The sequence below is a fragment of the Candidatus Binatia bacterium genome (assembly GCA_036382395.1).
Lineage (GTDB): Bacteria > Desulfobacterota > Binatia > HRBIN30 > HRBIN30 > JAGDMS01.
In genome coordinates this window covers 1-23,987 of sequence record DASVHW010000183.1, presented here as the reverse complement: position 1 = coordinate 23,987, position 23,987 = coordinate 1, and the positions used below count along the sequence as shown (strand labels likewise).

The 23,987-nt window shown below is 63.9% G+C and carries 21 protein-coding genes; 13 read left to right on the top strand and 8 right to left on the bottom strand.

Annotation, left to right across the window (positions count from 1 at the left end):
- From VF515_08510 to VF515_08500, 3 genes are all read left to right on the top strand, one after another.
- Nucleotides 1–594: hypothetical protein (locus VF515_08510; protein ID HEX7407675.1), on the top strand; the 594-nt coding region annotated here is incomplete at its 5' end.
- Nucleotides 595–617: 23 nt separating this feature from the next.
- Entirely contained in the window at nt 618–1,826 is a 1,209-nt protein-coding gene (locus VF515_08505) for a c-type cytochrome (GenBank protein HEX7407674.1), read from the top strand.
- Nucleotides 1,827–2,025: 199 nt separating this feature from the next.
- The gene (locus VF515_08500; protein ID HEX7407673.1) at nt 2,026–3,231 is read left to right on the top strand and encodes a c-type cytochrome; all 1,206 of its coding nucleotides are present in this window, start codon (nt 2,026–2,028) and stop codon (nt 3,229–3,231) included.
- Nucleotides 3,232–3,258: 27 nt separating this feature from the next.
- Here the strand turns inward: VF515_08500 and VF515_08495 are convergent, their stop codons facing one another.
- Nucleotides 3,259–4,425, bottom strand: a complete 1,167-nt coding sequence (locus tag VF515_08495; protein HEX7407672.1) for a serine hydrolase domain-containing protein — start codon at nt 4,423–4,425, stop codon at nt 3,259–3,261.
- Between the two features lie 325 nt (nt 4,426–4,750).
- On the opposite strand from VF515_08495, the gene VF515_08490 reads away from it, so the two are divergent.
- Entirely contained in the window at nt 4,751–5,209 is a 459-nt protein-coding gene (locus VF515_08490) for a cyclic nucleotide-binding domain-containing protein (GenBank protein ID HEX7407671.1), read from the top strand.
- Nucleotides 5,210–5,277: 68 nt separating this feature from the next.
- On the opposite strand, the gene VF515_08485 is transcribed toward VF515_08490, so the two are convergent.
- From VF515_08485 to VF515_08475, 3 genes are all read right to left on the bottom strand, one after another.
- Complete coding sequence (locus tag VF515_08485; protein HEX7407670.1) at nt 5,278–6,063, bottom strand: CPBP family intramembrane glutamic endopeptidase; 786 nt, start codon at nt 6,061–6,063, stop codon at nt 5,278–5,280.
- Between the two features lie 134 nt (nt 6,064–6,197).
- Nucleotides 6,198–7,151, bottom strand: coding sequence for a sugar-transfer associated ATP-grasp domain-containing protein (locus VF515_08480; protein HEX7407669.1), 954 nt, complete (start codon nt 7,149–7,151; stop codon nt 6,198–6,200).
- Nucleotides 7,139–9,355 carry a 7TM domain-containing protein gene (locus VF515_08475; GenBank protein HEX7407668.1) on the bottom strand — a complete coding sequence of 739 codons (2,217 nt, stop codon included), beginning with the start codon at nt 9,353–9,355 and terminating at the stop codon, nt 7,139–7,141. The genes VF515_08480 and VF515_08475 overlap by 13 nt, the downstream gene beginning before the upstream one ends.
- Nucleotides 9,356–9,704: 349 nt before the next feature.
- Here VF515_08475 and VF515_08470 point away from each other — a divergent pair, with 349 nt between their 5' ends.
- From VF515_08470 to VF515_08460, 3 genes are all read left to right on the top strand, one after another.
- Complete coding sequence (locus VF515_08470) at nt 9,705–10,025, top strand: RNA-binding protein (protein HEX7407667.1); 321 nt, start codon at nt 9,705–9,707, stop codon at nt 10,023–10,025.
- Between the two features lie 196 nt (nt 10,026–10,221).
- Entirely contained in the window at nt 10,222–10,899 is a 678-nt protein-coding gene (msrA, locus tag VF515_08465; GenBank protein ID HEX7407666.1) for a peptide-methionine (S)-S-oxide reductase MsrA, read from the top strand.
- Nucleotides 10,862–12,307 carry an FAD-binding oxidoreductase gene (locus VF515_08460; GenBank protein ID HEX7407665.1) on the top strand — a complete coding sequence of 482 codons (1,446 nt, stop codon included), beginning with the start codon at nt 10,862–10,864 and terminating at the stop codon, nt 12,305–12,307. Before msrA ends, VF515_08460 begins: the two co-directional genes overlap by 38 nt.
- Before the next feature lie 5 nt (nt 12,308–12,312).
- On the opposite strand, the gene VF515_08455 is transcribed toward VF515_08460, so the two are convergent.
- Both VF515_08455 and VF515_08450 read right to left on the bottom strand, forming a co-directional pair.
- Entirely contained in the window at nt 12,313–12,873 is a 561-nt protein-coding gene (locus tag VF515_08455; protein HEX7407664.1) for an alpha/beta fold hydrolase, read from the bottom strand.
- 19 nt (nt 12,874–12,892) lie between these two features.
- Complete coding sequence (locus VF515_08450) at nt 12,893–13,861, bottom strand: hypothetical protein (GenBank protein HEX7407663.1); 969 nt, start codon at nt 13,859–13,861, stop codon at nt 12,893–12,895.
- Nucleotides 13,862–14,372: 511 nt separating this feature from the next.
- Between VF515_08450 and VF515_08445 the strand changes: the two genes are divergently transcribed.
- The 4 genes from VF515_08445 to VF515_08430 all read left to right on the top strand — a co-directional run bounded on the left by VF515_08445 (nt 14,373) and on the right by VF515_08430 (nt 17,355).
- Entirely contained in the window at nt 14,373–14,555 is a 183-nt protein-coding gene (locus VF515_08445; protein ID HEX7407662.1) for a hypothetical protein, read from the top strand.
- Nucleotides 14,556–14,745: 190 nt separating this feature from the next.
- Nucleotides 14,746–16,029, top strand: coding sequence for a PAS domain S-box protein (locus VF515_08440; protein ID HEX7407661.1), 1,284 nt, complete (start codon nt 14,746–14,748; stop codon nt 16,027–16,029).
- Nucleotides 16,030–16,237: 208 nt separating this feature from the next.
- Complete coding sequence (locus VF515_08435; GenBank protein HEX7407660.1) at nt 16,238–17,074, top strand: PAS domain S-box protein; 837 nt, start codon at nt 16,238–16,240, stop codon at nt 17,072–17,074.
- A complete protein-coding gene (locus tag VF515_08430; protein ID HEX7407659.1) occupies nt 17,011–17,355 on the top strand; it encodes a response regulator in 345 nt (114 codons plus the stop codon). Before VF515_08435 ends, VF515_08430 begins: the two co-directional genes overlap by 64 nt.
- A 103-nt stretch (nt 17,356–17,458) precedes the next feature.
- Here the strand turns inward: VF515_08430 and VF515_08425 are convergent, their stop codons facing one another.
- Nucleotides 17,459–18,934 carry an NAD(P)/FAD-dependent oxidoreductase gene (locus tag VF515_08425; protein ID HEX7407658.1) on the bottom strand — a complete coding sequence of 492 codons (1,476 nt, stop codon included), beginning with the start codon at nt 18,932–18,934 and terminating at the stop codon, nt 17,459–17,461.
- Nucleotides 18,935–19,152: 218 nt separating this feature from the next.
- Here VF515_08425 and aceE point away from each other — a divergent pair, with 218 nt between their 5' ends.
- Entirely contained in the window at nt 19,153–21,834 is a 2,682-nt protein-coding gene (aceE, locus tag VF515_08420) for a pyruvate dehydrogenase (acetyl-transferring), homodimeric type (GenBank protein ID HEX7407657.1), read from the top strand.
- 16 nt (nt 21,835–21,850) lie between these two features.
- On the top strand, nt 21,851–23,176 hold the full coding sequence (locus tag VF515_08415; protein ID HEX7407656.1) for a 2-oxo acid dehydrogenase subunit E2: 1,326 nt from the start codon (nt 21,851–21,853) through the stop codon (nt 23,174–23,176).
- A 425-nt stretch (nt 23,177–23,601) separates the two neighbouring features.
- On the opposite strand, the gene VF515_08410 is transcribed toward VF515_08415, so the two are convergent.
- On the bottom strand, nt 23,602–23,987 hold a 386-nt coding region (locus tag VF515_08410), incomplete at its 5' end, for a type II toxin-antitoxin system MqsA family antitoxin (GenBank protein ID HEX7407655.1).

Below are 23,987 nucleotides of genomic sequence, written 5' to 3'. Positions count from 1 at the left end.
GGAATCGCCGCACTCATCGTCGCCATGGCGATTCTCCGTTGGGCCTATCATCTTGAAGACTACCTGCGCCCGATACATTTCAACAACCTCGGCATTCTGCTCCTGGTGATGACCTTACTCTGGTTCTACTTCACCTTTGCGGAACATCTGACCACCTACTATGGAGCCGATCCGTCACACATGGCGGTCTTCAATGCGAAGGTGACCGGGCACTACGCGCCCTACTTCTGGACCATGGTGGTGTGTTGCTTCGTTATCCCTCTGCCGGTGCTCGCACTCTACCGCACCGTCACCGGCACGGTGCTCGCCTCGTTCGCGGTGCTCATCGGCATGTGGCTCGAGCGCTTTACCATCGTGATACCGACGCTGGTCAACCCACGTCTCCCGTACCAGCGCGGCTTCTACCACCCCACCTGGGTAGAGTTCTCCCTCACCGCCGGCTGCTTCGCCGGCTTTATCCTGTTGTATGTGCTATTCTCAAAGTTCTTTCCGATCGTATCCGTGTGGGAGATCCGCGAGGGGCGGGAGAAAGGATTCAATGAGGCGGTGGACCGCATCAAGGGGTATCTGCCCGGCCTGAGCGAGGCAGCGTGAGCATGGCACTCCGGAGTTCAGAGATGAAACGGCGACTGTCGGGTTGGGCCTTCGCAGTGCTGCTGGGCGCGCTGGTTCTGGCGCCGGCGAGATCGTGGGGCGCCGAGACGAACACCAACTCGTTGCCCACCGACCCCTTGGCGGGTCGGCAAGTCTTCCTGCAGAAGGGCTGTCAGAAGTGTCATTCGATTTGGGGCGAGGGGGGGACGTTGGGCCCCGACTTGGGGAAGGCGGGGGTCTGGCAGAGCGTCATGCAGCTGGCGGGAGTGTTGTGGAACCATTCGCCCGAGATGATCGAGAAGATGCGCGAGCGGCGCATCCCCCGCCCGACGATCAGCACCGATGAGATGGCGGATCTCGCCGCCTTTCTCTACTTCCTGAACTACTTCGACCAGCCGGGTGACCCGAGCAAGGGCGAGATGCTGTTCGCCGCCAAGGGCTGCGCCAAGTGCCACGCCGTGGGCAGCACCGGCGGACATGTGGGGCCATCGCTCGACAAGTACAAACGCGATTCCTCGCCCTTGTTCTTGGCCGGCGCCATGTGGAGCCACGGCACGGCGATGGCACGCAAGATGGGCGAGAGCGGCATCGCGCGACCGGATTTTGCCGATGGGGATCTGACGCACCTCTTCGCCTACATTCAGAGCGCTTCCAGCGATACGAGTACAGAGAAGAAGTATATGGTTCCCGGGAGCCCCGCGAGGGGCGAAAAGGTCTTTGCGGCGAAAGGCTGCATCCAGTGCCACAGTGTCCGAGGAATTGGCGGCCACATTGGACCCGATCTCGACAAGGCCGATCTCCACCGTAGCGTGACCGAAGTGGCCGGCCTGATGTGGAATCACGAGCCGGCCATGTGGACCAAGATGCAGACGCTCGGCATTGCGCTGCCACAGTTTTCCGACCAAGAGGTCTCGGACCTGATCGCCTACCTGTTTTTCCTGCAGTACTTTGATCCGCCCGGTGATGTCGTGAAAGGTCAAGGTATCTTCATGGAGAAGGGCTGCATCCTCTGCCATTACGCCCCACGTGGCGCGGAGAAGCTGATCGCCCCCGATCTCTCCCGCTCCCCTGCCCTCGCTTCTCCCTTGGCCCTTTCCTCGGCCATGTGGAACCATGCGCCGGCGATGGAGGCGCAGATTCGCGAGCGCGGCCTTCCCTGGCCCCGCTTTCGCGACGGTGACGTGCGGGATCTGGTGGAATACCTGCGGTCGCTACGTTCAACACAACCGTAACGAGGAGAAACATGGATGCCTCTGGGCAACAGGTGTTCGCCGAACGCCGTCGACTTCCAGCTGGTCTCACCTTCTTGTAAGGCGTGCTCCTCTGGCGGGTTGATCAGCACGGCAACCCGTTCGAGGTGAGAACATCAATGCCGATGGAGACCGACGGTGCCTACTTGAAAAAGGGTCAGCACTCGGAAGGGAGGTCGGCATGAAACGACTGGTCAAGCGTACCGGTGCGGTTTTCACCCTGCTCGTGATGGTGGCGCTGGCGCCGCGCGCGCGTGCCAGCGACGGCGATTGGCTCACGGTGCCCCCGAGCCAGCCGGTCGCCGAGGGCAAGCCCCTTTTCGAGCAGAAGGGCTGCGCTCACTGCCACAACATCTGGGGTGACGAGAGTGAGAAACGCGTCGGCCCCGACCTGGGGCAGCAGGGCACCTGGCGAGACCTCATGCAGTTCGCCGGCAGCCTGTGGAACCACACCCCCACGATGATCGCGAAGATGCGCGAACGGGAGATCGAGCGGTCGACCATTTCGCCCGACGAGATGCGCAAGCTGTCGGCTTACCTGTTCTTCATCAAGTTTCTCGACAAACCCGGCGAGGTCGAGCGCGGGCGAGAGCTCTTCGAGCAACGCACGTGTGCGCGCTGCCACCAGCTGGCTGGGCACGGCGGCACGACGGGCCCGCGCCTGGACGAGTTGAAGGACTCCGTATCGTCCTTCTTCATGGCCCAGGCCCTGTGGAACCACGGCCCGGAAATGGCCGCGAAGATGGAGCAACTCAGGATCACTCGCCCGCACCTCGAGGCCGATGACATTCGGCACCTCGTGGCCGCCATTCGCGGGGCGACCCGCAAAGCGGGGTTGCTGGAGTTGGCCTACACCCAGCCCGCCAGCCCGCGGGCGGGCCAGGGGCTCTTCCAGGAGAAGGGATGCATCAAGTGCCACGCGATCGCGGGTGCGGGTGGCACCATCGGCCCGGACCTCGGCAAGCCGCGCCTGCAGCCACGCGTCGGAGCACTGGCGGCGGCGCTCTGGAACCACGGCCCACCGATGTGGGAAAACATGCTAAGAAATGGGATCCGGTTTCCTCAGCTCGATGACCGTGAAACGGCAGACCTGCTCACCTATCTGAACTTTCTGCAGTACATGGGTGAGCCCGGCGACGCCAACAGGGGCCGTGAGATCTTTCGCGAGAAATCCTGCTCCCGATGCCACGACGCCGGAGGGCAGGGACCGGATCTCGCGGCGACGGATGCGGTCGAGTCTCCCTCTCACTGGGCCTCCGCCATGTGGAACCACGCCACTGCTATGGAAAAGAAAATGCGCGAGGCACGGTTCACTTGGCCGCAGTTTGGGGACGACGAGATGCGTGACCTCGTCGCCTTTCTCCGGTCAGGTCGCGGAAGCAAGTGAGCCTACGGGTGCGCACCCTTCGCATCGTCACCCGAGACTCTCGTAGACCGCATCGATCAGCGCCTGGCCGCGCCGGTTGAGCAAGACGCCCGCGCCCATCTGATTCATCGCGTAGCCGATGGCCACACGCGCCACCGGGTCGGCCATGCCGACGGAGCCGCCGGCGCCGCCGTGCCCGAAGGCTTCGGGGTTCGGACCCATGATGATGCTGTCCCCGGGGCGATTGTCGATGGTTTTCATGAAGCCCGAAGCAAACCGGGTGGGGAGCAGAAGGACGCGATCCTCGCCTTCGGATTCGACCGCCGACATGGATCTCAGGACAGTGCGGTCGACCAGTTCCACCCCTCCCAACCCTCCACCGCAAGCGAGCGGCGCGTACATGCCCGCCAAACCGCGAGCCGTGGCGATGCCGTTTGCAGCCGGGATTTCCGCCGCGTGGACCGCGCGGGAGTTGACCTGGCCAGGCATCATGAGGCCCGGAGGATTCATGAAGGTCTTTGAGGTCAGCGACGTGCGATCAAGCAGCGCCGCCATCAGCGGCGTTACCTCCGGTAGCGGCGGCGGCATCCGCTCGGTTGCCACCCGTGGCTCGAGTGCCGCCGGCAGTCCGATCCAGAAGTCCAGGGCTAACGGACCTGCCACCTCGTGGTGAAAAAAGGTCCCAACGGATTGTCCGCTGATCCGCCGCACCACTTCGCCGACGAGCCAGCCGAAGGTCATGGCGTGGTACCCGTGCGCGCTGCCGGGCGCCCAGTGCGGCGCCTGCGCCGCCAGGGCTGCCGTCATCCCGGCCCAGTTGAAGATCGTCTCCGGCGGCAGCGGCTGGTCGATCGCCGGCAGGCCCGCTTGGTGGTTGAGGAGCATGCGCACCGGGATCTGCCCTTTGTCGGCCGCCGCGAACTCCGGCCAGTAGCGCGCCACCGGCGCCTCGAGATCCAACCGTCCACGCGCCACGAGCATGTGCGCACACAGCGCGGTGGCCGCCTTCGTGCACGAGAAGATGATCGCCATGGTCTCGGGAGTCCATGGGCGTCCGGTGGCTCGGTCCGCCACGCCGCCCCACAAATCCACGACCGTTCGTCCATCGACAATCACGGTCACCGCCGCGCCAAGCTCGCCGCGGCCGGCAAAGTTCCCGCGAAAGGCATCACGCACTGGCTCAAAGCGGGGATCGACCGTCCCTGACACCTGCATCCGTCACTCCTTTACGCCTCATGACGGCACGGTATCGAGCTTCCCGAAAAGTGACAAGACACAACCGTGCCCGGTTTTCCTGGTGGTAGCCGGGGTGGTCCTCTGCCGCAGCGCTTTAGGCGAATTGCACTTCTGGGAAGAAGGTGCCGCCGACCGGACGCAACGTGGTGTGGTGCCAAATCGACCAGCGTCCGGCATGATTTGTGTACCCTTTACGGCATATGCCTGAAGCCGTACCCACATCCGGGCTGCTTCCGAAGACACGTCTTCAAAATCTGCTCGACGCTTTGCGCGCAGACGGGTACGAAATCGAGGAGGGGCTGAGATGTCCGAACAGGAGATGGTGAGCGCCATGGCGGCGCACGACTTTTTCCACGGCGTGAGCGAAGCGCACCTGAAGGCCATCGGCCCTTGTGTGCAAAGCTTAGCCATCCCCGCGGGAGCGTTCCTCGGGCGTGAAGGCGAGATGGCCAACGCGTTGTATCTGATCCAGTCAGGTCACGTCGCGCTGGAAGTCAACACCCCCGACCGTGGCGCCGTTGCGATCCAGACGGTCGGTCCCGGCCAGATCGTCGGTTGGTCATGGTTCGTCCCACCGTACCGCTGGCAGTTCGATGCGCAAGCGACTGAACCCGTCCGGGTCATCGTGCTCGACGCCCGCTGCGTCATCGGGAAATGTGAGCAAGACCATGAGCTGGGGTACCACTTCTTCAAACGCCTGGCCGAGATCATCGCCGGCCGACTGGCGGCGACGCGCCTGCAACTCTTGGACGTATATAAGTAATGCCGTCAGCGGCAATCGATCGGCCGCTGCACACCTACCTACTGCAGGCCCTGCGGCTACGGCAGCGGCTACAGCGGCCCTGCGGGCGACCACGTATGTACAGCCCAGGGCAGGACGATCAGCAGCTGCACGCCGTCGAAGATACCGTGAGCAATGACGCACGGGAGCAAATCGCCCGTCCGCTCGAAGGTGCGCCCGATGATGAGCGAGATGGTGAACACGCCGATGATCATGAACGGCAGTCCGTAGCTGAAGTGGCTGAGCGCGAACAAGATACTCGACAGCAGCAGCCCAAAGCGCGGCTGCAGGAAGCCGCGGAAGAAGGCCTCTTCGACCGTCATGGCGACACCAACGATAGTCAATCGGTAGAGGATCGGCAGCCCGGCCAGCCAGAGGATCAGCGGCGGCGCCTCGGTGGGCGCCGAGAGGCGCCCGATCATACCAACCACCCCGGTGGCGGCAGCCGTGGCCATCACGGTCACAGCCCAGCCGCCACAGCCGCTAATTACCCCGTGGCGGATCTTCTCCCACCAGCCGCCCCGGGACAGATGGAGAAACGCGGCAAACGTAATGTCTCGGCGCAGGCGCCACCAGAGGAACAGGAATGCGGCCAGGATACAGTGGCCGAACAACAGGGAGGGAAACCAGATGGTCTCCGGATCAATCTCCTCCGCTTCCCCGAAAGACGTCACCGGATAAAAGACCGCCACGGCGAGAATGCCAATGAGCAAGAATGCCCCGGCGATCTGCGGCAACCGCCCGCGGAACTCCTCGACATACGGACGCCACCCGGCGATGGCTAGCATCGCCACGCACATCAGCGAGAGCAGGAGGGACAGTTGTGACTGCGACACTGCGTAACCAAACAGGGATTGTGAGGCCGGGTCAAGTCGCGGGGTCGCGATGCGTGAGGCGTGATTCGTGACTCCTGACTCGCGCGTAAAGAGCGGCGATCACGGGTGACAGTGCCGGGTTTCCGGATCACGAATTACGCCTCACGCATCGCGACCTCCAGCCCCACTTTGACTCGATCCTTCGCAGCCAGCTTCTCCGTATCCCGCGCCTTCAACTCCTGGAGTATCCGACGCAGTCCGCGGCGGGTGGCGAGCTGTATGCTCAGGCCCGGACGAGCGTTGAGTTCGAGGATCGAGGGGCCCAGCTTGACATCGATGACGATATCGATGCCGAAGTAGCCGAGCGGAATGGCATCGTAGCTCTGCGCCGCGAACAGGAGGATCTCGTCCCACGCGGGCACGCGCAATCCGGAGAACGGCTGTTGGGTATCGGGATGGACCACAATCGGACGGTCCCGCCAAATGGCGTGCACCGCCCTGCCACTGTGCAAATCGAGCCCCACTCCGACGCCGCCGACATGCAGGTTGGCACGCCCGTCCGATATTCGTGTGGGCAGTCGCAGCATGGCCATCACCGGCACGCCACGCACCACCAGGATGCGAATGTCCGGAATGCCCCCGGGGCTGAAGGCTCCCAACGCCGGCTCCGGCGCCAAGCGGTATTCGAGGATCGCCTCGTCACGCGCCTGACTCAGCGAGAAGGCGCCCGCAATGATGTCCGCCGCATGCGCCACCAGGTCCATCAATCTCAGGCTCGACCCGCTGGCCTTCACCAGGCGGCCATCGGCCCGACCGGCGATCACCACCACGCCCTCTCCACCGGCGCCGCGCGCCGGTTTCAGAACGAATTCGGCTCGGCGTTCGGCCTCACGTGCCAACAGTCCCAGCTCGCGCTGGTGCGTGTAGCACCCGAAGGTATCCGGCACCGGCAGGCCGTGCCGCCGCAGCACCTCCTTGGTGTGCACCTTATGGTCCACCAGCCCGATCAAACGCGGAGGGTTGAGCGGCGCCAGGAATTCCTGGTTGCGACGGTTCAAGCCAAGCACCTCCCGCCGCACGCGCCGCAGGCGTTCGATCAGGGAGTCCATCGGTCAGAGCGCCGCGTCAGATCAAAGAATCGCAGGTACTCCAGCAGCCGCAAACCGCGCCACTTCCCCAGGATGATGTCGATGGCGATGGAACCGATCAGCAATTCCGGAAAAGCCAGCAGCAGCGACTGCAGACCCGTCGTGTCGATCGCCAGGTAGCAGACCGCGGCCAGGCCGACGGTGTTGATGGTCAAGCGTATGGCCTCGCGGGTACCGAACTCGGCCTGCGACGTCGAGAAGTTCTCGATCACGTTCGACATGATCACCATGGGAAAGATGCTGACGTTCATCAAGGCACCAATCCCAAAGGATGCGCCGATCACCGTCAGCGCCGCCATCACGCCGGCCACCACGGCGATTAAGATCGCCAGGCGGGCAACCAACTGCAGTCGAACCCGTTGCAGTAGCACGCGGACCAACGCGCCGACCCCGACGATCACCGCAAAGATGGCGGCACCCCAGCGCAATCCGGTGGTGAGAAAGGCCAGCGAGACGATGACCGGGGAAAACGTGCCGAAAGTCTCCACGCCGACCACCGTGCGGGCCACGACGATGATGGCGGCAATTACCGGGAGCACGAGGATCAGGTTCAGGGCCTGCAACGGCACCTGTGCCCGCACCGCCCGAGCCCAGGCACCAACCACTCGGTTCCGCCACAGACCTAAGTCGTCCAACACGCTCTGGTTCAGCACCAGTGGTTCCAGCTCCCACTTGCGTGCCTCCTCCACCATCGGCACGCCGTCGATGACGTTGGCGCGCACCATTTCCCACAACCCCAAGATCTCGGAAGGCTGGTTCACCAGGACGACCTCGCCGGCCGACACCAAGCGATACAACACCGCTCCCAGGACTTTGCCCACCGCTTGCGGAAACTTGCCCGAGATCACGATCCGCATGTCGCCCAGGGACAGGTTCTTCTCCCCCAGGGTCATCAACGCATACAGTCCTGCGTCGTCATGCGTGGCGATCAGCAGGACATGCGCCTTGCGAATGAGCGCGAGATTGTTGTCCACCAGACGCTGCAGGTACTGCTCTCGAAAATAGCGTGACTCGAAGTGGGCGTGCAGGACCACCAGGTCGATCTGCTCCGCCTGTGCTTCTCGCAGCATGCGGTCGCTGACTGCGTCGGGCACGCTCTGATCGGCGATGACCACGACCGAGGCAACCGGCCGTTCCACGTAACTCGCCGCCGTGCGCACCCGCTCGCTACCCACCTGCGTCTCCACGCGCCCGGCTCCGCTCAGGGCGGGCTCGGGGTGCCGTGCAATCGCCTCACGGCTGGTGCGATGGATGAAAAAATCGTAATCGAGAGGTAAGCCCGCCGAGTGCACGATCAACGGCAAGTCGTCGCGGTACAACGCCAGGTAGTGATTCGGCAGCCAGCTGAAGTACCCGCCGCTGGGATCAAGCGGTACCCAGTTCCCTTCGAAATAGGCTTCCACCCACGAGATCGTCGCCCGCTTCTTGGTCGCGTCCTCCAGTTTCAGTCCCCCAACCACGCGGGCCGGCACACCGATGCTACGCAGAAGCGCCGTGAGCAACCGGGCCTTGCCCCCGCTGCTCCCTCGCTCCTGTCGCAGCACCGTCAGGGCATCCTCCTGGGCCTCCCCAGGGCCGATCCGAACGAAGGCCGCAGTGTATTGAAAGAGCGCCCAGGTCGCATCTTCGACGGTGCGTGCTCCTTTGATCAAGTCACGCGCCCGGCGGCGGAACTCCGGATCACCGCTCTGCACCATCCGTGACGGCTGCAAGTATGCGTCCTCAGCCTCCGGCGCGCTGTACTCCGCCAGTGGCAGGGGCGGGATCGTGCGCGCCGTATCGGTCAAGGCCACGTTCACGTCGTACTCGATCTGCGTCGGGTCAGCCGACGCTGCCGTGCGCACCCAATACCCCCACAAATTGGGCTGTTCGGGTTGCTCGCGGTAGCTGAACCCGTCCATCTCCACCGACCGGCCGAGGATCTGTTGGTGGGCGTCCGACAGCGGGAGCAAGACCTGGAGGTGAGCCCCTGGCCGCGCGTCGGTCATTTTGAGAGACAGTCGTACCCGCCAGTATGTGGTCACCGGTTTGTCGGGTTTCTCACGCGGCGGCAGGACCTCGGCGCCACCAGTAAACACCTCAGTACCACGCGTCGATTCAGGCACCCCCTGCGCCACCGCCACCCAAACCGGCAGCAGCAACGCGAGCACGTGGACGAAGCGCATCGGGCTTCCCTCTAACAGCGGGAACCATGCGGATCAAGCAACCTGATGCGTTAGGCTCTGGACTACCAGACCGACTGCGACCAGCAAGTACTGGCCCAATGTCCTCTCATTCATGACGCACACCCGACTCCAAGACTCCAAGTCAATACATTTTCCGGCTGTACGCCCAATAAGGCACATGCTAAGGTACAGTTACTGATTGTCTGCGCGAGGGTCGGCTCGTCTTCAGCGTCTGGGACGCTTTTCGCACGAACATTCAGGTGAACGCGGCGATGACAAGAGGTGTCACCGGCCGTGAGTTCGGTGTCACGCGGCCGCGGCGGCGGCCCAAACGTAAGGAGTTCGTGCGATGGGGAAAAAACTGTACGTCGGCAACTTGGGATTCGACGTGACCAGTAAAGACCTTGAAGAGCTGTTCGCTGGCGCCGGCCAGTGCGAGTCGGTGGCTGTCATCACCGATCGTGCCACGGGACAGTCCCGCGGCTTCGGCTTCGTGGAAATGGCCTCCAATGCCGATGCCCAGAAGGCGATTCAGCAGTTCGACGGCCAGGAGTTCAAGGGCCGCGCCCTCAAGGTGAACGAGGCGCGCGAGCGTGAAGGCGGTGGTGGCCGCGGTCCGGGTGGTGGCGGCGGTGGTGGTAGGCGCGGCGGCTGGGAACGCCGTTACTAGTTCCTGAGACCGGGCCCGCTTCGCCGGGCCAACGCAAACACAAGTCCGTTTGAATCCCCTCCCCATGAGGAACATCCTCTTGGGGAGGGGTTCGCTGAAGCTCCCCCGATACGAGGGTCACGGCGCCTAACCACTCGAAATGGCTGGGTGAAACAAGCTATACTTGGGCACACTTCGCAGTGGAGAGTCGGCAAGGATGTCGATCAGGGAATGGACGGCGAGAATGCTTACGCCCGAAGGGGCGCTGCCGGGACGGCCGCAGCGGATGCCGGCTGCCGCGAAACACTTCGTCCTCGGCACGCCGATGGAAGCGCCCTTCGCCGGCATGTCGATGGCCCTCTTCGGCATGGGATGCTTCTGGGGAGCGGAACGGAAGTTCTGGACAACGAAAGGTGTGTACACCACGGCGGTCGGATACGCCGGGGGCTACACACCGAATCCGACCTACCGCGAAGTCTGCAGCGAGCGCACGGGACACGCCGAGGTGGTACGCGTTGTCTTCGATCCGCACGTGGTGAGCTACGAGGCGCTGCTGAAGGTGTTCTGGGAAAATCACAACTCGACCCAGGGCATGCGCCAGGGTAACGACGTCGGCACGCAATATCGTTCTGCGATCTACTACTACGACGACACGCAACGGCACGCCGCCGAAGCGTCGCGCGCCGCTTACCAGAAAGCCCTCACCGCCGCCGGCCACGGCCGGATCACGACCGAGATCGGCGAGGCGCCGGAGTTCTACTACGCCGAGGAGTACCACCAGCAGTACCTGGCGAAGAACCCTGCCGGCTACTGTGGCCTCGGTGGCATCGGCGTAAGCTGTCCCGTCGGGCTCGCAAGTGCGCAAGACGATCCCGCGCGGCGGGGTGCGGATTAGTTCCGCTTGGGCCGGAAACGGCACCGTGCTACACAGCCGCTGGGGCATCGGGAGTATGCCGGTAGCAGGGGACAGCAACGGCCGAACGAACGACTACCTGGAGATCAGCCCGTGGGTGGTGCGCCCCGCGGATCTGCAGGAGCCTCTACGCACGGACATCACGGCCGACGTCGCGATCATCGGTGGCGGGTACACCGGACTGACGACGGCCCTGGCGCTCAAGCGCGCCGGTGTCGATGCCGTCATATTGGAGCGGGACTTTGCCGGAGGCGGCGCCAGTGGGCGCAATGCCGGGCATCTCACGCCGACGATCGGGAAGGACCTTCCCACCCTATTGATGCTCTTCGGCAAGACGCGCTCGGCTCGACTGGTGAAGTTCGCCGACGAGTCGGTGCATATCGTCGAGGAGCTGATCCGACAGCATCGCATCGACTGCGATTATCGGCCGTCCGGAAACATCATGGCCGCCGTCCACCCGAAACAGGAGGCTAGACTGCGCCGGGCGGCGGAGGTAGCGGCGCACATCGGCGCGCATGTTCGGTTTGTCGACCGCGCGGAGATGCGTGCCCGTGGCGTGCCGCCCGCATTCTTGTCCGGCGCGCTGGAAGAATCCGGGGGCACGCTCGATCCGGGCAAGTACGTGATGGGCCTGCGCCGCGGCGCGTTGGATGCCGGAATCAAGCTGTATGAACAGACGGCGGTGCACGAAATCATCGAGGCACCCAGACCGCGCCTTCGCACCGGCGGGGGTGTGGTCACAGCCGGCACGTTGGTGCTGGCAACGAATGCCTACACCGTCGGGTTGGGTCGCTTCCGACACACCATCTATCCACTCTACGACACGTTGTTCGAAACGGAGCCGTTGAGCGCGGCGCAACGCGACGTCATCGGTTGGAAAGGACGAGAGGGAATCTACACCGCCCACGAGAGCTTGGAGAGCTATCATCTGACCACCCGCGGAACCATCGTGGGCGGGTCGAAGGGCGTTCGCTACCACTATGGCAGCGCGCTGCTTGGTGGCAGGGATCAGCCGACGCTCGGCATATTGGAGCAGGCCTTTCGCGACCGCTTTCCGCAGCTGTCGGACGTGAAGATGGCGCACTTCTGGGGTGGCTGGATCGACATGACGATGCACTTCCTGCCCACGCTCGGGTGCACGGGCAGGCACCGCAACATCTACTACGCGCTCGGCTACAACGGACACGGCGTAGCCGCGGCCAGCGCCATGGGTCCGCCGCTCGCGGATCTCATCCTCGGACGGAAGCACGAGCACGTCGATCTCTTCACCAAGTTCGTCCCACCGCTGCCGCCGGAGCCATTCCGCTGGCTGCTGATCAAGGGGGCACTGAGCGCGTTCAACTATCTAGATGGCCGCATCGACCGCAAGATTCGCATGCAGCGGATGTAAGCTGATTACGGCTGAGTGTCGCGAATCACGGCGGTCGCCCAGGCTTCCGGTGCTTCCATCTGCGGATAATGGCCGACGCCCTCGAGTACGGTGAGTGGGCCTCCGGAGAGTTCAGCCAGTCGCCGGCCGATCTCGATCACCGCGATCGGATCTTGATCCCCCCAGATGATACGGATGGGAACCTGCGTCCGTTCGAGATTGTAACGGGCGATGCGTCCGAGGATGTCGAGACCGCCATTGAGCGGCGCGCGCCCCACGCCCAGCATGCGCGCCACCTCACCAGCTCGCCGCGCCTGGTCCAGCAACGAATATGACACCGCACCCGCAGGCTTATCGGAGAACCCGAAACCAAGATGATCGAAGGTGGTGACGCGGAAGTGCGGCGTGAGCAACGGCAGCGCCGCGGCGAAGTCGTGGCTGGTGGAGGGAAAGCCGTGCACCAGGAGCAGATCGGGCCCCTGCCCCTCTTGCACGCAAAAGATAGGGTGGCCCTCTTGAATCGTCACGAAGCGACCACGGCGGGCCCACGCCTCGTAGATCTGGGCGATATCAGCGGGAATCTTCATCGCGCGACGTAGTCGACGGCTACCGTCTGCGCCACACCCCGATGCGGTCATCGAAGACCGCCCCGAAATAGAAACGCCCATCGAACTCGGCGGCAGACGCGACGCCACCGACGACGCTGCCGTCGTGGTGCAGGAGCAGGGTCGCCCGCAGGCTCGCCGGATCGATCTCGAAGATCGACCAGCCGGTGCGGCACGGCAGGCGCCCCAAGGCGCACAGCAAGAATGCTGCGCCATCAGTGTGCGTGGCCGCAAGGATAGTGCCGCGCGGGCTGAGTGAAAGATTGTCGGGGTTGCCACCTATGCTGACGTGCTCGGGCGGGTGGCCCGCTGACGCGCCGGCACGTGGCACCCGGCTGACCCGGCCAGTGCCGGTCTCGGCGTAGAAGACCGTCGTGCCGTCGCGCCAGACGAACACGCCGTTCGGACTCGGCGACTCCGTGTCCCCCAGGTGTCGCCAGGCGTGTTCTCGACTCCACGCCATGACGTCGCCCGTGTTCAGGCCCACGCCGCTCTTGAGCGTGTAATACAGGCCGATCCAGCCCTCCATCACTGGCATGTAATTGGAGACGATGATTTCGCCGTCCGGCGCCAGGCTCACGTCATTGCCCACCATATTCGGCGGCAACGGCACACAGCCGCGCCATGACATGGCGGCGCTGTCGCCGGCGCCCACGAGGTCGAACAGTTCGACGGCCTCGCGCACCCCGTGGCCCACCACCGCAATGCGGACGACGCCGGCAGTGTCCGTTGATGCCGAAGTCAGACCGTGAGGTGCGAACGCATCCGGCGCCGGCGGTGCCGTACAGGAAGGGTCACCGACAAGCGTGCCGGCCGCACGGACATCGCGCCTCCGATCCCCAGTCGGCCAGAGTCGGCGTGGGAGCGCGCCCTTCTGCGCCGAGGGATCGAGCGGTACCGCAGCAAGCGATCCCGCGCTGGAGCCGCGCCGCATCTGGCTCACCAGCAGCAGTCCCGCACTCGGCACCACCTCAACATCTTCGGGGTTGCTGAAGCCGCAGAGAGAGCCAACGGTCCCCGGCGGCGGGTCAGGATTGCACGCGCCGCGCGGTTCGGTCGCACATCCCGCCAGACAAAGCGCTAGAGCAAGGATAGGTAGTGGCCGCACGAGCGCAACTTAGCGGACTCCTTCGGTCAAGGTCAATTGAAACGACTTCGCGGCGCTCCGTGTTTCGAACCGGTTGGATTTCAGTCAAGCTTCATCCGAAGCTGTCCGCAGCCACCCAACGGGAAGCGGCCAATCCGTCATGCCAGCAATCCGTACGCACTCGCGACGGCGCGGAGTCACTTTCCCTCACGCCCGCAGTGTAGGCTACACAGAGAATGCGCTGGTTCAGCAGGAACCGTCGCAGCACCTGATTCAGCGCATCCGAGATCATCTCTGTCTTCCTCACCCGTTGCCGAACTACTTATTGAGCAGTCCGTTCGAAATCGTCAACCGTTGGAAATCGGCCCCATGACAAGCTGTCGGCCGTTCCACCATGGAGGTGCGGCGGAAGCAGACGCGGCACACAATTGCGTTTTTCAAGCGCAAACGAAATGACGCAGCCAATGCGGCCTATTCCTTCGCGTTCTTCGGACTCAAACACCCGGACAGTTACCCGGGCAGTTACCTCTTGACGGTCTCTGGCCTCATGGTCGATAGTGTGGTCGGCGGGCTGTGATCTTCCAAGCGTTGAAAGTTTTTCATGAGACAGCTTTCGTGTGTGGTCACTCTCTTCACGGTGGGGGTGGTCGCGCCGGACGCTGCTGTGCCGCTGCCCGTCATCAACAGGAGGGCGCCGCTCTCCGCCGTGTCGATCCCGGGAATGCCGCCGATGGCGACAGGCTCCGGTGTTGGGTGCGGGGAAACAATTGATCTCACCTGACGCCCCCACTACTCCCCCTGCGCGGGTTCCGCTGCGGGTCCTCCTGGTGGAGGATTCGGAATGCGACGCCGAGCTCGTGCTCCACGAGCTGCAGCACGGCGGCTACGAGCCAACATGGGAACGCGTCGATACGGCGGCTGCCCTGGCGGAGGCGCTGGAACGGCGACGCTGGGATGTCATCCTCTGTGATTACGTCATGCCGCGGTTTTCTGCGATGGCGGCGCTCAGTCTGCTCAGCAAATGCAACTGCGATCTGCCCACCATCATCGTTTCCGGCGAGGTGGGTGAAGAGGTTGCCGCCGAAACGATGAGAGCCGGCGCCCATGACTACGTCAGCAAGCACCGACTGACGCGGCTGGTTCCCGCCGTCGAGCGGGAACTCCAGGAGGCCGAAGGACGACGGGCGCGCAAGCGCGCAGAAGAGGCACTGCGGGAAAGCGAGGATCGGTACCGCGATCTGGTCGAAAACAGCCGGGATCTTCTTTGCACGCACGACCTGGAGGGCCGTGTTCTGTCGATAAATCCCGCCCCCGCAAGAGCCCTGGGGTACGAACCGGAGGAGGCCTTGGGGAGAAACCTCCGAGACATTTTGGCACCCGAGGTCCGTGGGCTGTTCGTCGACTATCTGACGACGGTAGGCCGCGACGGCGTCGCCAAGGGGCTGATGCTGGTTCTGACGAGGACGGGTGAGAGGCGGGTCTGGGAATATCACAACACCCTCCGCACCGATGGAGTTGCGGCTCCGATCGTCCGGGGCATGGCACGCGACGTCACCGAGCGCGTGCGCGCCGAGGCGGCGCTGCGCGACGGCGAGCGGCATTTTCGATCGCTGATCGAAAACGGCATGGACTTGGTTGCAATCCTCAGCGTCGATGGTGTCTTCCGCTACGTCAACCCCGCTCACGAACAGGCGTCGGGATTCAAACCCGAAGAACTCGTCGGCAAGAGCGCCTTCGATTTCATTCATCCGGACGATGTACCGGAAACGCGCCGCAGGTTCGCCGAGGGTGTCCAGCAGGGCCGCACGACGGGGACTGCCGAATACCGGTTTCTGCACAAAAACGGTTCGTGGCACTACGTCGAAGGTATCACCAGGAACCTGTTAGACGACCCCGTGGTCAAAGGAATCCTCGTCAACGCTCGGGATATCGGCGAGCGCAAGCGGGCAGAGGAAGAGATCCGGTGCCTGAATGCAGAACTGGAACGGCGGCTGCGCCAGTGCACCGAGAAGCTCGAAGCTGCCGCCAAGGATCGGAAAGCTCTGAGCTAGTCCGTCTTGCTCCAGTCCGCACGTGGCTGCGCTGAGAACCGGTGGTCCTGGTATGGGCGCTGGCCGCCGAGATTGGGACTGGGGGGGGGTAAAACCTACGATTCGGTGACGGCCCTGTCGCCGGCAGGAGCGCCAGCCGCAGTGCGCGGAAATCGGGCGGAACATTGGCACAAGACCTGCAGCGTCTATCACATCAGGTGCTCGGCCCATGTTCACCATGCCTGATTCCCCCGCTGCGCGCGTCCCGCTACGAGTCCTCCTCGTGGAGGATTCCGAAGCCGATGCCGAACTGCTGCTCGAAGAGCTACGGCGCGGCGGCTATGAGCCCACGTGGGAGCGCGTCGATACGGCGGCCACGCTGGTAGCCGCACTCCAGCGTCAGACGTGGGAGGTGATTACCTGCGACTGGGTCATGCCGCAGTTCAGCGCCCCGGTGGCGTTCCAGCTCCTCAAGGACCACGGCGTCGACGTCCCCATCATCATCGTCTCCGGCGAGGTCGGAGAAGAATTCGCGGTGACCGCGATGAAAGCGGGCGCGCGCGATTTCGTCAGCAAGCGTAAGCTCATGCGCCTGTGCCCGGCCATTGAACGGGAGTTGCAGGAAGCTCAGATGCGGCTGGCACGCAAACAGGCCGAAGAGGCGCTCCGTGAGAGCGAGGAACACTTTCGCTCCGTCGTGGAGAATGCGTCGGACATGATCGTTATCCTCGACCGGGAAGGAATCATGCGCTACACGAACCCCGCCCACGATCGTGTGCTCGGGTATCAGTCCGAAGATCTGGTTGGCATGAGCGCTTTCGCGCTCATCCATCCCGACGATCTCCCGGCGGCGAGCGAGGTGTTTGCGCAAGGGTTCCGCAATCCTGGCACCACGTTCACCGCCGAATTGCGCGATCGGCATAAAGACGGTTCCTGGCGGTTTTTCGAGTCGGCCGGCAAACTGCCGAGCGACTGCTGGAGAAGCGAGGGCACACGGTCACCGTGGCCAACAACGGCCGCGAGGCATTGGCCATTCTCGAAGAGGAAGAGTTCGACCTCGTACTGATGGATGCGCAGATGCCGGAGATGGACGGCTTCGAAGCGACGGCGGCGATCCGTGAGCGCGAGGAGGCCACCGGGCGCCACATCCCAATCATCGCCATGACCGCGCTGGCGATGAAGGGCGACGACAAGCGCTGCCTGCAAGCGGGGATGGACGGATATGTCGCCAAGCCGATTCAGGCGAGAAGCCTGTTCGCCCTCATCGAATCCCCGCTTCCACCGCCGGCACGCAGCCAGGCCGATCAGCGATCGGTAACCGCGCACACATCGCCGCACAGTTATTGAGCAACGGCCGGTGCACACTGGTGCCGGGGGGCCACGCCCTTGTCGGCTGCCACTCGCAACCTGACAGCCGCTTCCGGACGATTGCGGCCAGCAAAGATGGAGACTACGCCGCCGCTTTCGACGCCTGGTGATGGCGCAGCACCGCGTCGGCGACGTTCATCCCCGACTCGATCGCCTGCTGCGTCCCTACCCCGGTGCCGCCGGCATCACAACCGACGAAGAACAGGCCGCGCACCGGCGCTTCGATGGACGGCTTGTGCGGACCGCACTGGCCCACCACCTGTCCCAGACCGATGGTTTCGCCGCCGTGGCCGGGAAGTGCGGACTCACGCGTGAGATTGGAAACATCCTTCGGGGTGTAGAGCTCCTTGTCTTCGATCGCACCTTCCAATCCGGGAAGGGCTTTGAAGATGATCTCTTCGCCAGCCTTCGCCCAGGCCGCGATTTCCTCGCTCGTCATCTGCGGACTGGGCGGACAGAACGAACCCGTCAGAAGGATTTGCTTGCCCGCAGGCGCAGCCGTGGGATCGTAGTTCGACGGCACCTCGAAATACACGACGCCCTCCCGCGACGCCTGGCCCTTGTGCGCTTGGTTCAGCCGTTCGAGGCTCCACGGGCTGGTACCCGAAAACACGACGCCGTACGGCGCGTCGGTCACCTTCTTGCGCAGGAAATACCGGTACCCCAGCAAGGCCCATGAGGGCACCAGACTCTTGGTGCGTTTCAGGTAGTCCTGCCCGAAGTGTTCTTCGCCGACCAGTTTCAATACGGTCGGCTGCAGGCCGGCATTGCTGATGACAATCGGCGCCTTGAACGTCCCCTGGTTCGTGACCACGCCGGTGACTTTGCCGCCCTCGACAACGATCTTCTCCGTCTTGGCCTTCATGAGCACGGTGCCGCCGTGGCGCCGCACCGCCTCGCAGTAGGCCTCGGCGACGTGGCCGAAGCCGCCCAGGCAAAACATGCCACCATGGCGGAGAAACATGTCCTGCAAGCTCTTGATGGCCTCGGCGGCCTCGAGCAGGTCCACCGGAACCATGAACATGCCGTCACAGCAGTTGCTGATCAGGAAGGCGTACAGCGAGCGTGGAATGTTCTGACGGCCGAGCCACTCCTGAAAGCTGATGTCGTGGAGTTTGTTGATTTCGTCGAGCGGCATCATGGTCAACTGCGCGAAGAAGTTCAGGGCCGCATCCCGGTCCTCTTGCTTGATCTCCAGCCAGTCGAAGACGACGTTGGGGTCCATCTGCCCAGGGTCCATGTGCGGCAACGTGGCGTATTTCCCTGAGGGAGTCCTGTAAATGCTGGCGGCATGCCCGGGAGCAACCAGCTTCATCAGGTCTTCGACGCCAAGCTCTTTCGCCACCGCCTCATACAGATTTCCGAACACCGGGGCGCCGATGACCACCCATGCGGTGTAGGTAAAACCGTTCTTGGAAATGCTCATCGCCTTGCCGCCAGCCCGCGCGTTCTTCTCGACCAGTAAAACCCTGAGACCCCGCTTGGCCAGCAAGCCTGCGCAAGCGCTGCCCCCAAAGCCGGCCCCGACCACGATGACGTCGTACGATGCGTCTGCCATGTCACACCTCTCGCTGAAGTGGCTGCAACAAAGGTTCCTTGCCGCCTTCCGATTCCAGGTTTCCAACCGGAGACGTCGGTTACCTCATTCGGCTCGATATATCCAGACCCAGAAGCCCCGTAAGACCGGCGGGGACGGGTAAGGCCAAACCGGTACTTGCTTTGACCGAGCCACGCGATGAGAATGAATTGGAATTGCAATTGTTGTTGTAGGAGACCATGGCAGGCGCAAGCGTTTCTGATGCGGAGCTCACCGAACTCGAGCGGATCGAGACGCGCGAGTGGCTCGAATCCCTGGATTACGTCGCCGAGCATGGCGGCGCAAAGAGGGTCGGCCAGCTCTTTCGCCAGCTTCAGCGGCGAGCCGCGGAGTTCGGGATCTCCCTGCCCTTCACGGCGAACACGCCGTACGTCAACACCATCCCCCGTGATCAGCAACCGCCTTTTCCCGGCAAACGCGAGATCGAGCGGCGCATCAGCAGCCTGATTCGCTGGAACGCCATGGCCATGGTGGTCCGCGCCAACCGCGAGGAAAGCGGCATCGGCGGCCACCTGTCGACCTTCGCCTCGGCCGCCAAGCTCTTCGAGGTCGCTTTCAATCACTTCCTCCACGGCACGGAGCATCCTCAGGGTGGAGACCAGGTCTACTTCCAGGGCCACGCATCGCCGGGGATCTACGCCAGGGCCTTTCTGGAAGGACGGCTTTCGGTCGAGCAGCTGGAGAACTTCCGCCGTGAGCTGCGGCCCGGCGGCGGGCTGTCGTCCTATCCCCACCCGCGGCTGATGCCCGACTTCTGGGAGTTTCCCACCGTCTCGATGGGCTTGTCGCCGATCATGGCCATCTACCAGGCCCGCTTCGACCATTATCTGCGGGATCGCGGCTTGGTAGAGAAGACCGGACGGGTGTGGGCCTTCCTCGGTGATGGCGAGCTCGACGAACCGGAGTCCCTGGGCGCCATCAGCCTTGCGGCTCGGGAGGAGCTCGACAATCTCATCTTCGTCGTCAACTGCAACCTGCAGCGGCTCGACGGGCCCGTGCGCGGCAACGGCAAGATCATCCAGGAGCTGGAGGCTGTCTTTCGCGGCGCCGGGTGGAACGTCATCAAGGTCATCTGGGGGGACAGTTGGGACCCGCTTCTGGAGCGCGACCACGACGGGCTGCTCGTCGCCCGCATGGAGCAGGCGGTCGACGGCGACTATCAGATGTACAGCGTGGCGCCCGGGGCCTACACCCGCAAGCACTTCTTCGGCACCGACCCGCGCCTGGAAGCCCTGGTGGCGAACTTGAGCGACGACGAGATCCGCAAACTGCGCCGCGGCGGGCACGATCCGGAAAAGATCTACGCGGCCTACCACGCTGCCGTCAACCACCGCGGTTCTCCCACAGTGATCCTCGCCAAGACGATCAAGGGCTACGGCCTGGGCGAGGCCGGTGAAGGCCGCAACGTCAGCCACCAGCAGAAGAAGTTGAATGAGGAAGAGTTGCGCGAGTTCCGCTCGCGATTCGGCATTCCGATCTCCGACCGAGATGTGGCCGCCGCCCCCTTTTACCGGCCGGCCGACGACAGCGTCGAGATACGCTACCTGCATGAGCGACGGAAACAGCTGGGCGGATATCTACCGGCGCGACGCCGCACGGCCCCGCCTTTCGACGGGCTGCCGGACGACCTCTTCGTAGAATTCCACGAAGGTTCGAACGATCGGCAGGTGACCACCACGATGGTGTTCGTCCGCCTACTGGCGAAACTGTTACGCGACCAGACCATCGGCCGGCTCATCGTACCGATCATCCCTGACGAGGCACGCACGTTCGGCATGGAAGCCCTCTTCCGCCAGGTGGGTATCTACTCGCACGTCGGCCAGCGCTACGAACCGGTCGATAAGGAGACGCTCCTCTACTACAGGGAGGCGACGGACGGGCAAATCCTCGAAGAAGGCATCACCGAAGCCGGCTCGATGGCCTCCTTCATCGCCGCCGGCAGCGCTTACGCGACACATGCGGTGAACACCATCCCGATCTTCCTCTTCTACTCGATGTTCGGTTTCCAGCGCATCGGCGACCTCATCTGGGCCGCCGGCGACATGCGCTGCCGAGGGTTCCTCGTGGGCGCGACCGCCGGCCGCACGACCCTCGCCGGCGAGGGTCTCCAACACCAAGACGGCCACAGTCACCTGCTCGCCTGCGCGCATCCTGCTGTCGTCGCCTACGATCCCGCGTTCGCTTACGAGATCGCCGCCATCGTTCGCGACGGTATCCGCCGCATGTACGTCGAGCAGCAGGACTGCATGTATTATCTCACGCTCGGAAACGAGGGGTATCCCATGCCGTCAATGCCGGAGGGGGCCGAGCCAGGCATCCTGCGCGGCATGTACCGTTTCCGGGCCGCGGACGAAACCGGCCGGCGCCGTCGTGTGGCCTTGCTCGGCAGCGGCGCGCTCATCAACGAAGCCCTGCGCGCACAGACCCTTCTTGAATCTCGGTACGGGATCGCCGCGGAGGTGTGGAGCGTAACCAGCTACCAGCAGCTCTACCGTGACGCCGTGGACAGCGAGCGGTGGAACCGCCTGCACCCCGGCGAGCAGCCGCGCGTCGCTTACGTCACCGAGTGCCTGGGCAGCGAGCCGGGGGTGGTCGTAGCCGTTTCTGACTACACGCAAATGCTTCCCTATTCCGTTGCCCGCTGGGTTCCCGGACAATTTGTGGCGTTGGGTACCGACGGTTTCGGCCGCAGCGACAGCCGCAAGGCACTGCGCGACTTTTTTGAGGTGGATGCCCGGCATATCGCGTTGGCCGCGCTCCACGCACTGGCCAGACAGGGCGACATGGCGCCGGAGGAGATACGTCGGGCGATCGGCGACCTCGACATCGATCCCGAGAAACCCAACCCCAGGACCTCCTGACAAGGGGCTCGTCATAATGATTACACCAGTGAAGCTTCCGGAACTCGGCGAGAATATCGAAGAGGCCGAGGTGCTGGCGGTGCTGGTCTCGGTGGGAGACCGCGTCAACAAAGACCAGGCAGTCATCGAGGTCGAGACCGAAAAAGCATCCGTTGAAGTGCCCAGTCCGATCGCCGGCGTAGTCACTGCCATCTCCGTCACGCCGGGGGAATTGATCCACGTCGGACAGGCCATCGTCGAACTCGAAGGCGAGGTAAGCGAAGCCGCCGAGCCGGCGCAACCCAAGCGGGTCGAAAGCGAAAATGTGGCCGCCGATGATAGCGAATCGTTGGTGCCAACCGACATCGCAGCGAGTCCGTCTCCGGGACGCCGGACAGACAGCGACAGTGAGGCGCCGGGACCTCAAGCGGCGCGCCCCACAGCCGGGGAGCCAGCCGCGGCGGCGCCGTCGGTGCGCCGTCTGGCTCGCGAACTCGGCATCGATATCAACGATGTCGTCGGCCGGGGGCCCGGCGGGCGCATCGCCGCGGACGACGTCATGCGGCACGCCCGCGTGCTGATCGGAGAGAAGATCGAGGCACGGCGGGGCACGCCATCAGCATCCGGACGCTTTCACGAACTACCGGACTTCACCCGCTACGGTCCTGTCGAACGCCAACCCATGAGCGGGGTACGTCGCACCACCGCCCAGACAATGACCCGCTCCTGGATCACCATCCCCCACGTGACGCAGTTCGACCGCGCCGACATCACCGAACTCGAGCGGACGCGCAAGCATTACGCGCCGCGCGTCGAGGGCGCCGGCAGCCGGCTCACTCTCACCGCGGTCATCATCAAGGCCGTCGCCGCGGCAGTCAAACTCTTCCCCAAGTTCAACGCCAGCATCGACGCGGACAACGATGAGATCGTCTACAAAAAATACGTCAACATCGGGGTTGCCGTCGATACCGATCAGGGCCTGTTGGTCCCGGTGCTCCGCGACGTCGACAAAAGGAACCTGATCGACATCGGGCGCGATCTCACCGAGCTGTCCGCACGCGCCCGCGCGCGCAAGAGCCGCCCGGAGGATCTGCGTGGGGCCAACCTGACGGTGACGAATCTTGGCGGGCTTGGGACGACGTACTTCTCACCGCTCATCCACTGGCCCGAGGTGGCCGTTCTGGGAGTCGGCCGTGCGAGCAACGAAGCCGTCTACCGGGACGGTGCGTTTGCGCCGCGTCTCATCTTGCCGCTGTCAGTATCCTATGATCACCGGCTGATCGACGGCGCCGATGCTGCACGGTTCCTCCGTTGGATCGCCGAAGCCCTCGAACATCCCTTGGCACTCGCCCTGGAAGGCTGAGGCGGATGAATCGGGCGTACCCTCACTCGTCATTCCCGCGAAGGCGGACCTCCTATCTCTGTGACGGGCACTACCCCTTCGCCGACAGCACCGCTGCATCGCCTGCGATCTTGAAGGTCGAAGCCAAATGCATTTCGCAAAGAACGCGCGCGTGAGCTACGCCGCTGCCGGCTTGATACGGATGCGCTGCCGCTGGGCAGCCCGGACACTGCGGAGCACGCGGCCATCGTTTCCCATGCGAGCGTCCGTGCAGGCGCCGCACACGGCACCCCGCCATGGCCCCGCGCCCAGCGGCGCGGGAAGGAGGAGTCCGAGGAGGGAACCACCGCGTGGTGCCCTCCTCGGATCTGGGCCGGCGGACGGATGTAACACTCCACCAGTGCACTCGCGGCCCGCGTGTGGCGTCTCACGCCGGCCTTGCCGTATCACGCAAAAGCGGCGATCGGCACAACGCGCTTGGCGGCTAAGGATTTGCGGTGGAGCTTGATCCGCTCGATCTCGTGCAGTGTCTCGGCGGTCACGTAGCTCTCACCGCAGTGCGAGCAGGTGATCACCGGAACCCCCTCGATGACAAGAAGGTTCGTTCCGTGGCCGTAGCTTCGCGTGACCTTCCGCAGCCGGGCAGCCTTCTCCCCGCAAATGTCGCACACCAAACTCGATCTTCGCGCCATCATTGCTCCCGATACGTTGTCAACATCGAAGATGGTGAGGCGGTCGTCATCCATTTCCTCCTCGGCGTGGATGGTCACTACGTATTGACGCCGCCGGATATTGTCCCGGAACCGTTTGAGCACCCGGTCGAACACCACTC

Bases quoted from the DNA above. Each gene is read 5' to 3' on its own strand.
- VF515_08505 (HEX7407674.1), top strand. From the start codon at position 618: ATGAAACGGCGACTGTCGGGTTGGGCCTTCGCAGTGCTGCTGGGCGCG.
- VF515_08500 (HEX7407673.1), top strand. From the start codon at position 2,026: ATGAAACGACTGGTCAAGCGTACCGGTGCGGTTTTCACCCTGCTCGTG.
- VF515_08495 (HEX7407672.1), bottom strand. From the start codon at position 4,425: ATGCAGGTGTCAGGGACGGTCGATCCCCGCTTTGAGCCAGTGCGTGAT.
- VF515_08490 (HEX7407671.1), top strand. From the start codon at position 4,751: ATGTCCGAACAGGAGATGGTGAGCGCCATGGCGGCGCACGACTTTTTC.
- VF515_08480 (HEX7407669.1), bottom strand. From the start codon at position 7,151: ATGGACTCCCTGATCGAACGCCTGCGGCGCGTGCGGCGGGAGGTGCTT.
- VF515_08475 (HEX7407668.1), bottom strand. From the start codon at position 9,355: ATGCGCTTCGTCCACGTGCTCGCGTTGCTGCTGCCGGTTTGGGTGGCG.
- VF515_08470 (HEX7407667.1), top strand. From the start codon at position 9,705: ATGGGGAAAAAACTGTACGTCGGCAACTTGGGATTCGACGTGACCAGT.
- msrA (HEX7407666.1), top strand. From the start codon at position 10,222: ATGTCGATCAGGGAATGGACGGCGAGAATGCTTACGCCCGAAGGGGCG.
- VF515_08455 (HEX7407664.1), bottom strand. From the start codon at position 12,873: ATGAAGATTCCCGCTGATATCGCCCAGATCTACGAGGCGTGGGCCCGC.
- VF515_08445 (HEX7407662.1), top strand. From the start codon at position 14,373: ATGGAGGTGCGGCGGAAGCAGACGCGGCACACAATTGCGTTTTTCAAG.
- VF515_08435 (HEX7407660.1), top strand. From the start codon at position 16,238: ATGTTCACCATGCCTGATTCCCCCGCTGCGCGCGTCCCGCTACGAGTC.
- VF515_08425 (HEX7407658.1), bottom strand. From the start codon at position 18,934: ATGGCAGACGCATCGTACGACGTCATCGTGGTCGGGGCCGGCTTTGGG.
- aceE (HEX7407657.1), top strand. From the start codon at position 19,153: ATGGCAGGCGCAAGCGTTTCTGATGCGGAGCTCACCGAACTCGAGCGG.
- VF515_08415 (HEX7407656.1), top strand. From the start codon at position 21,851: ATGATTACACCAGTGAAGCTTCCGGAACTCGGCGAGAATATCGAAGAG.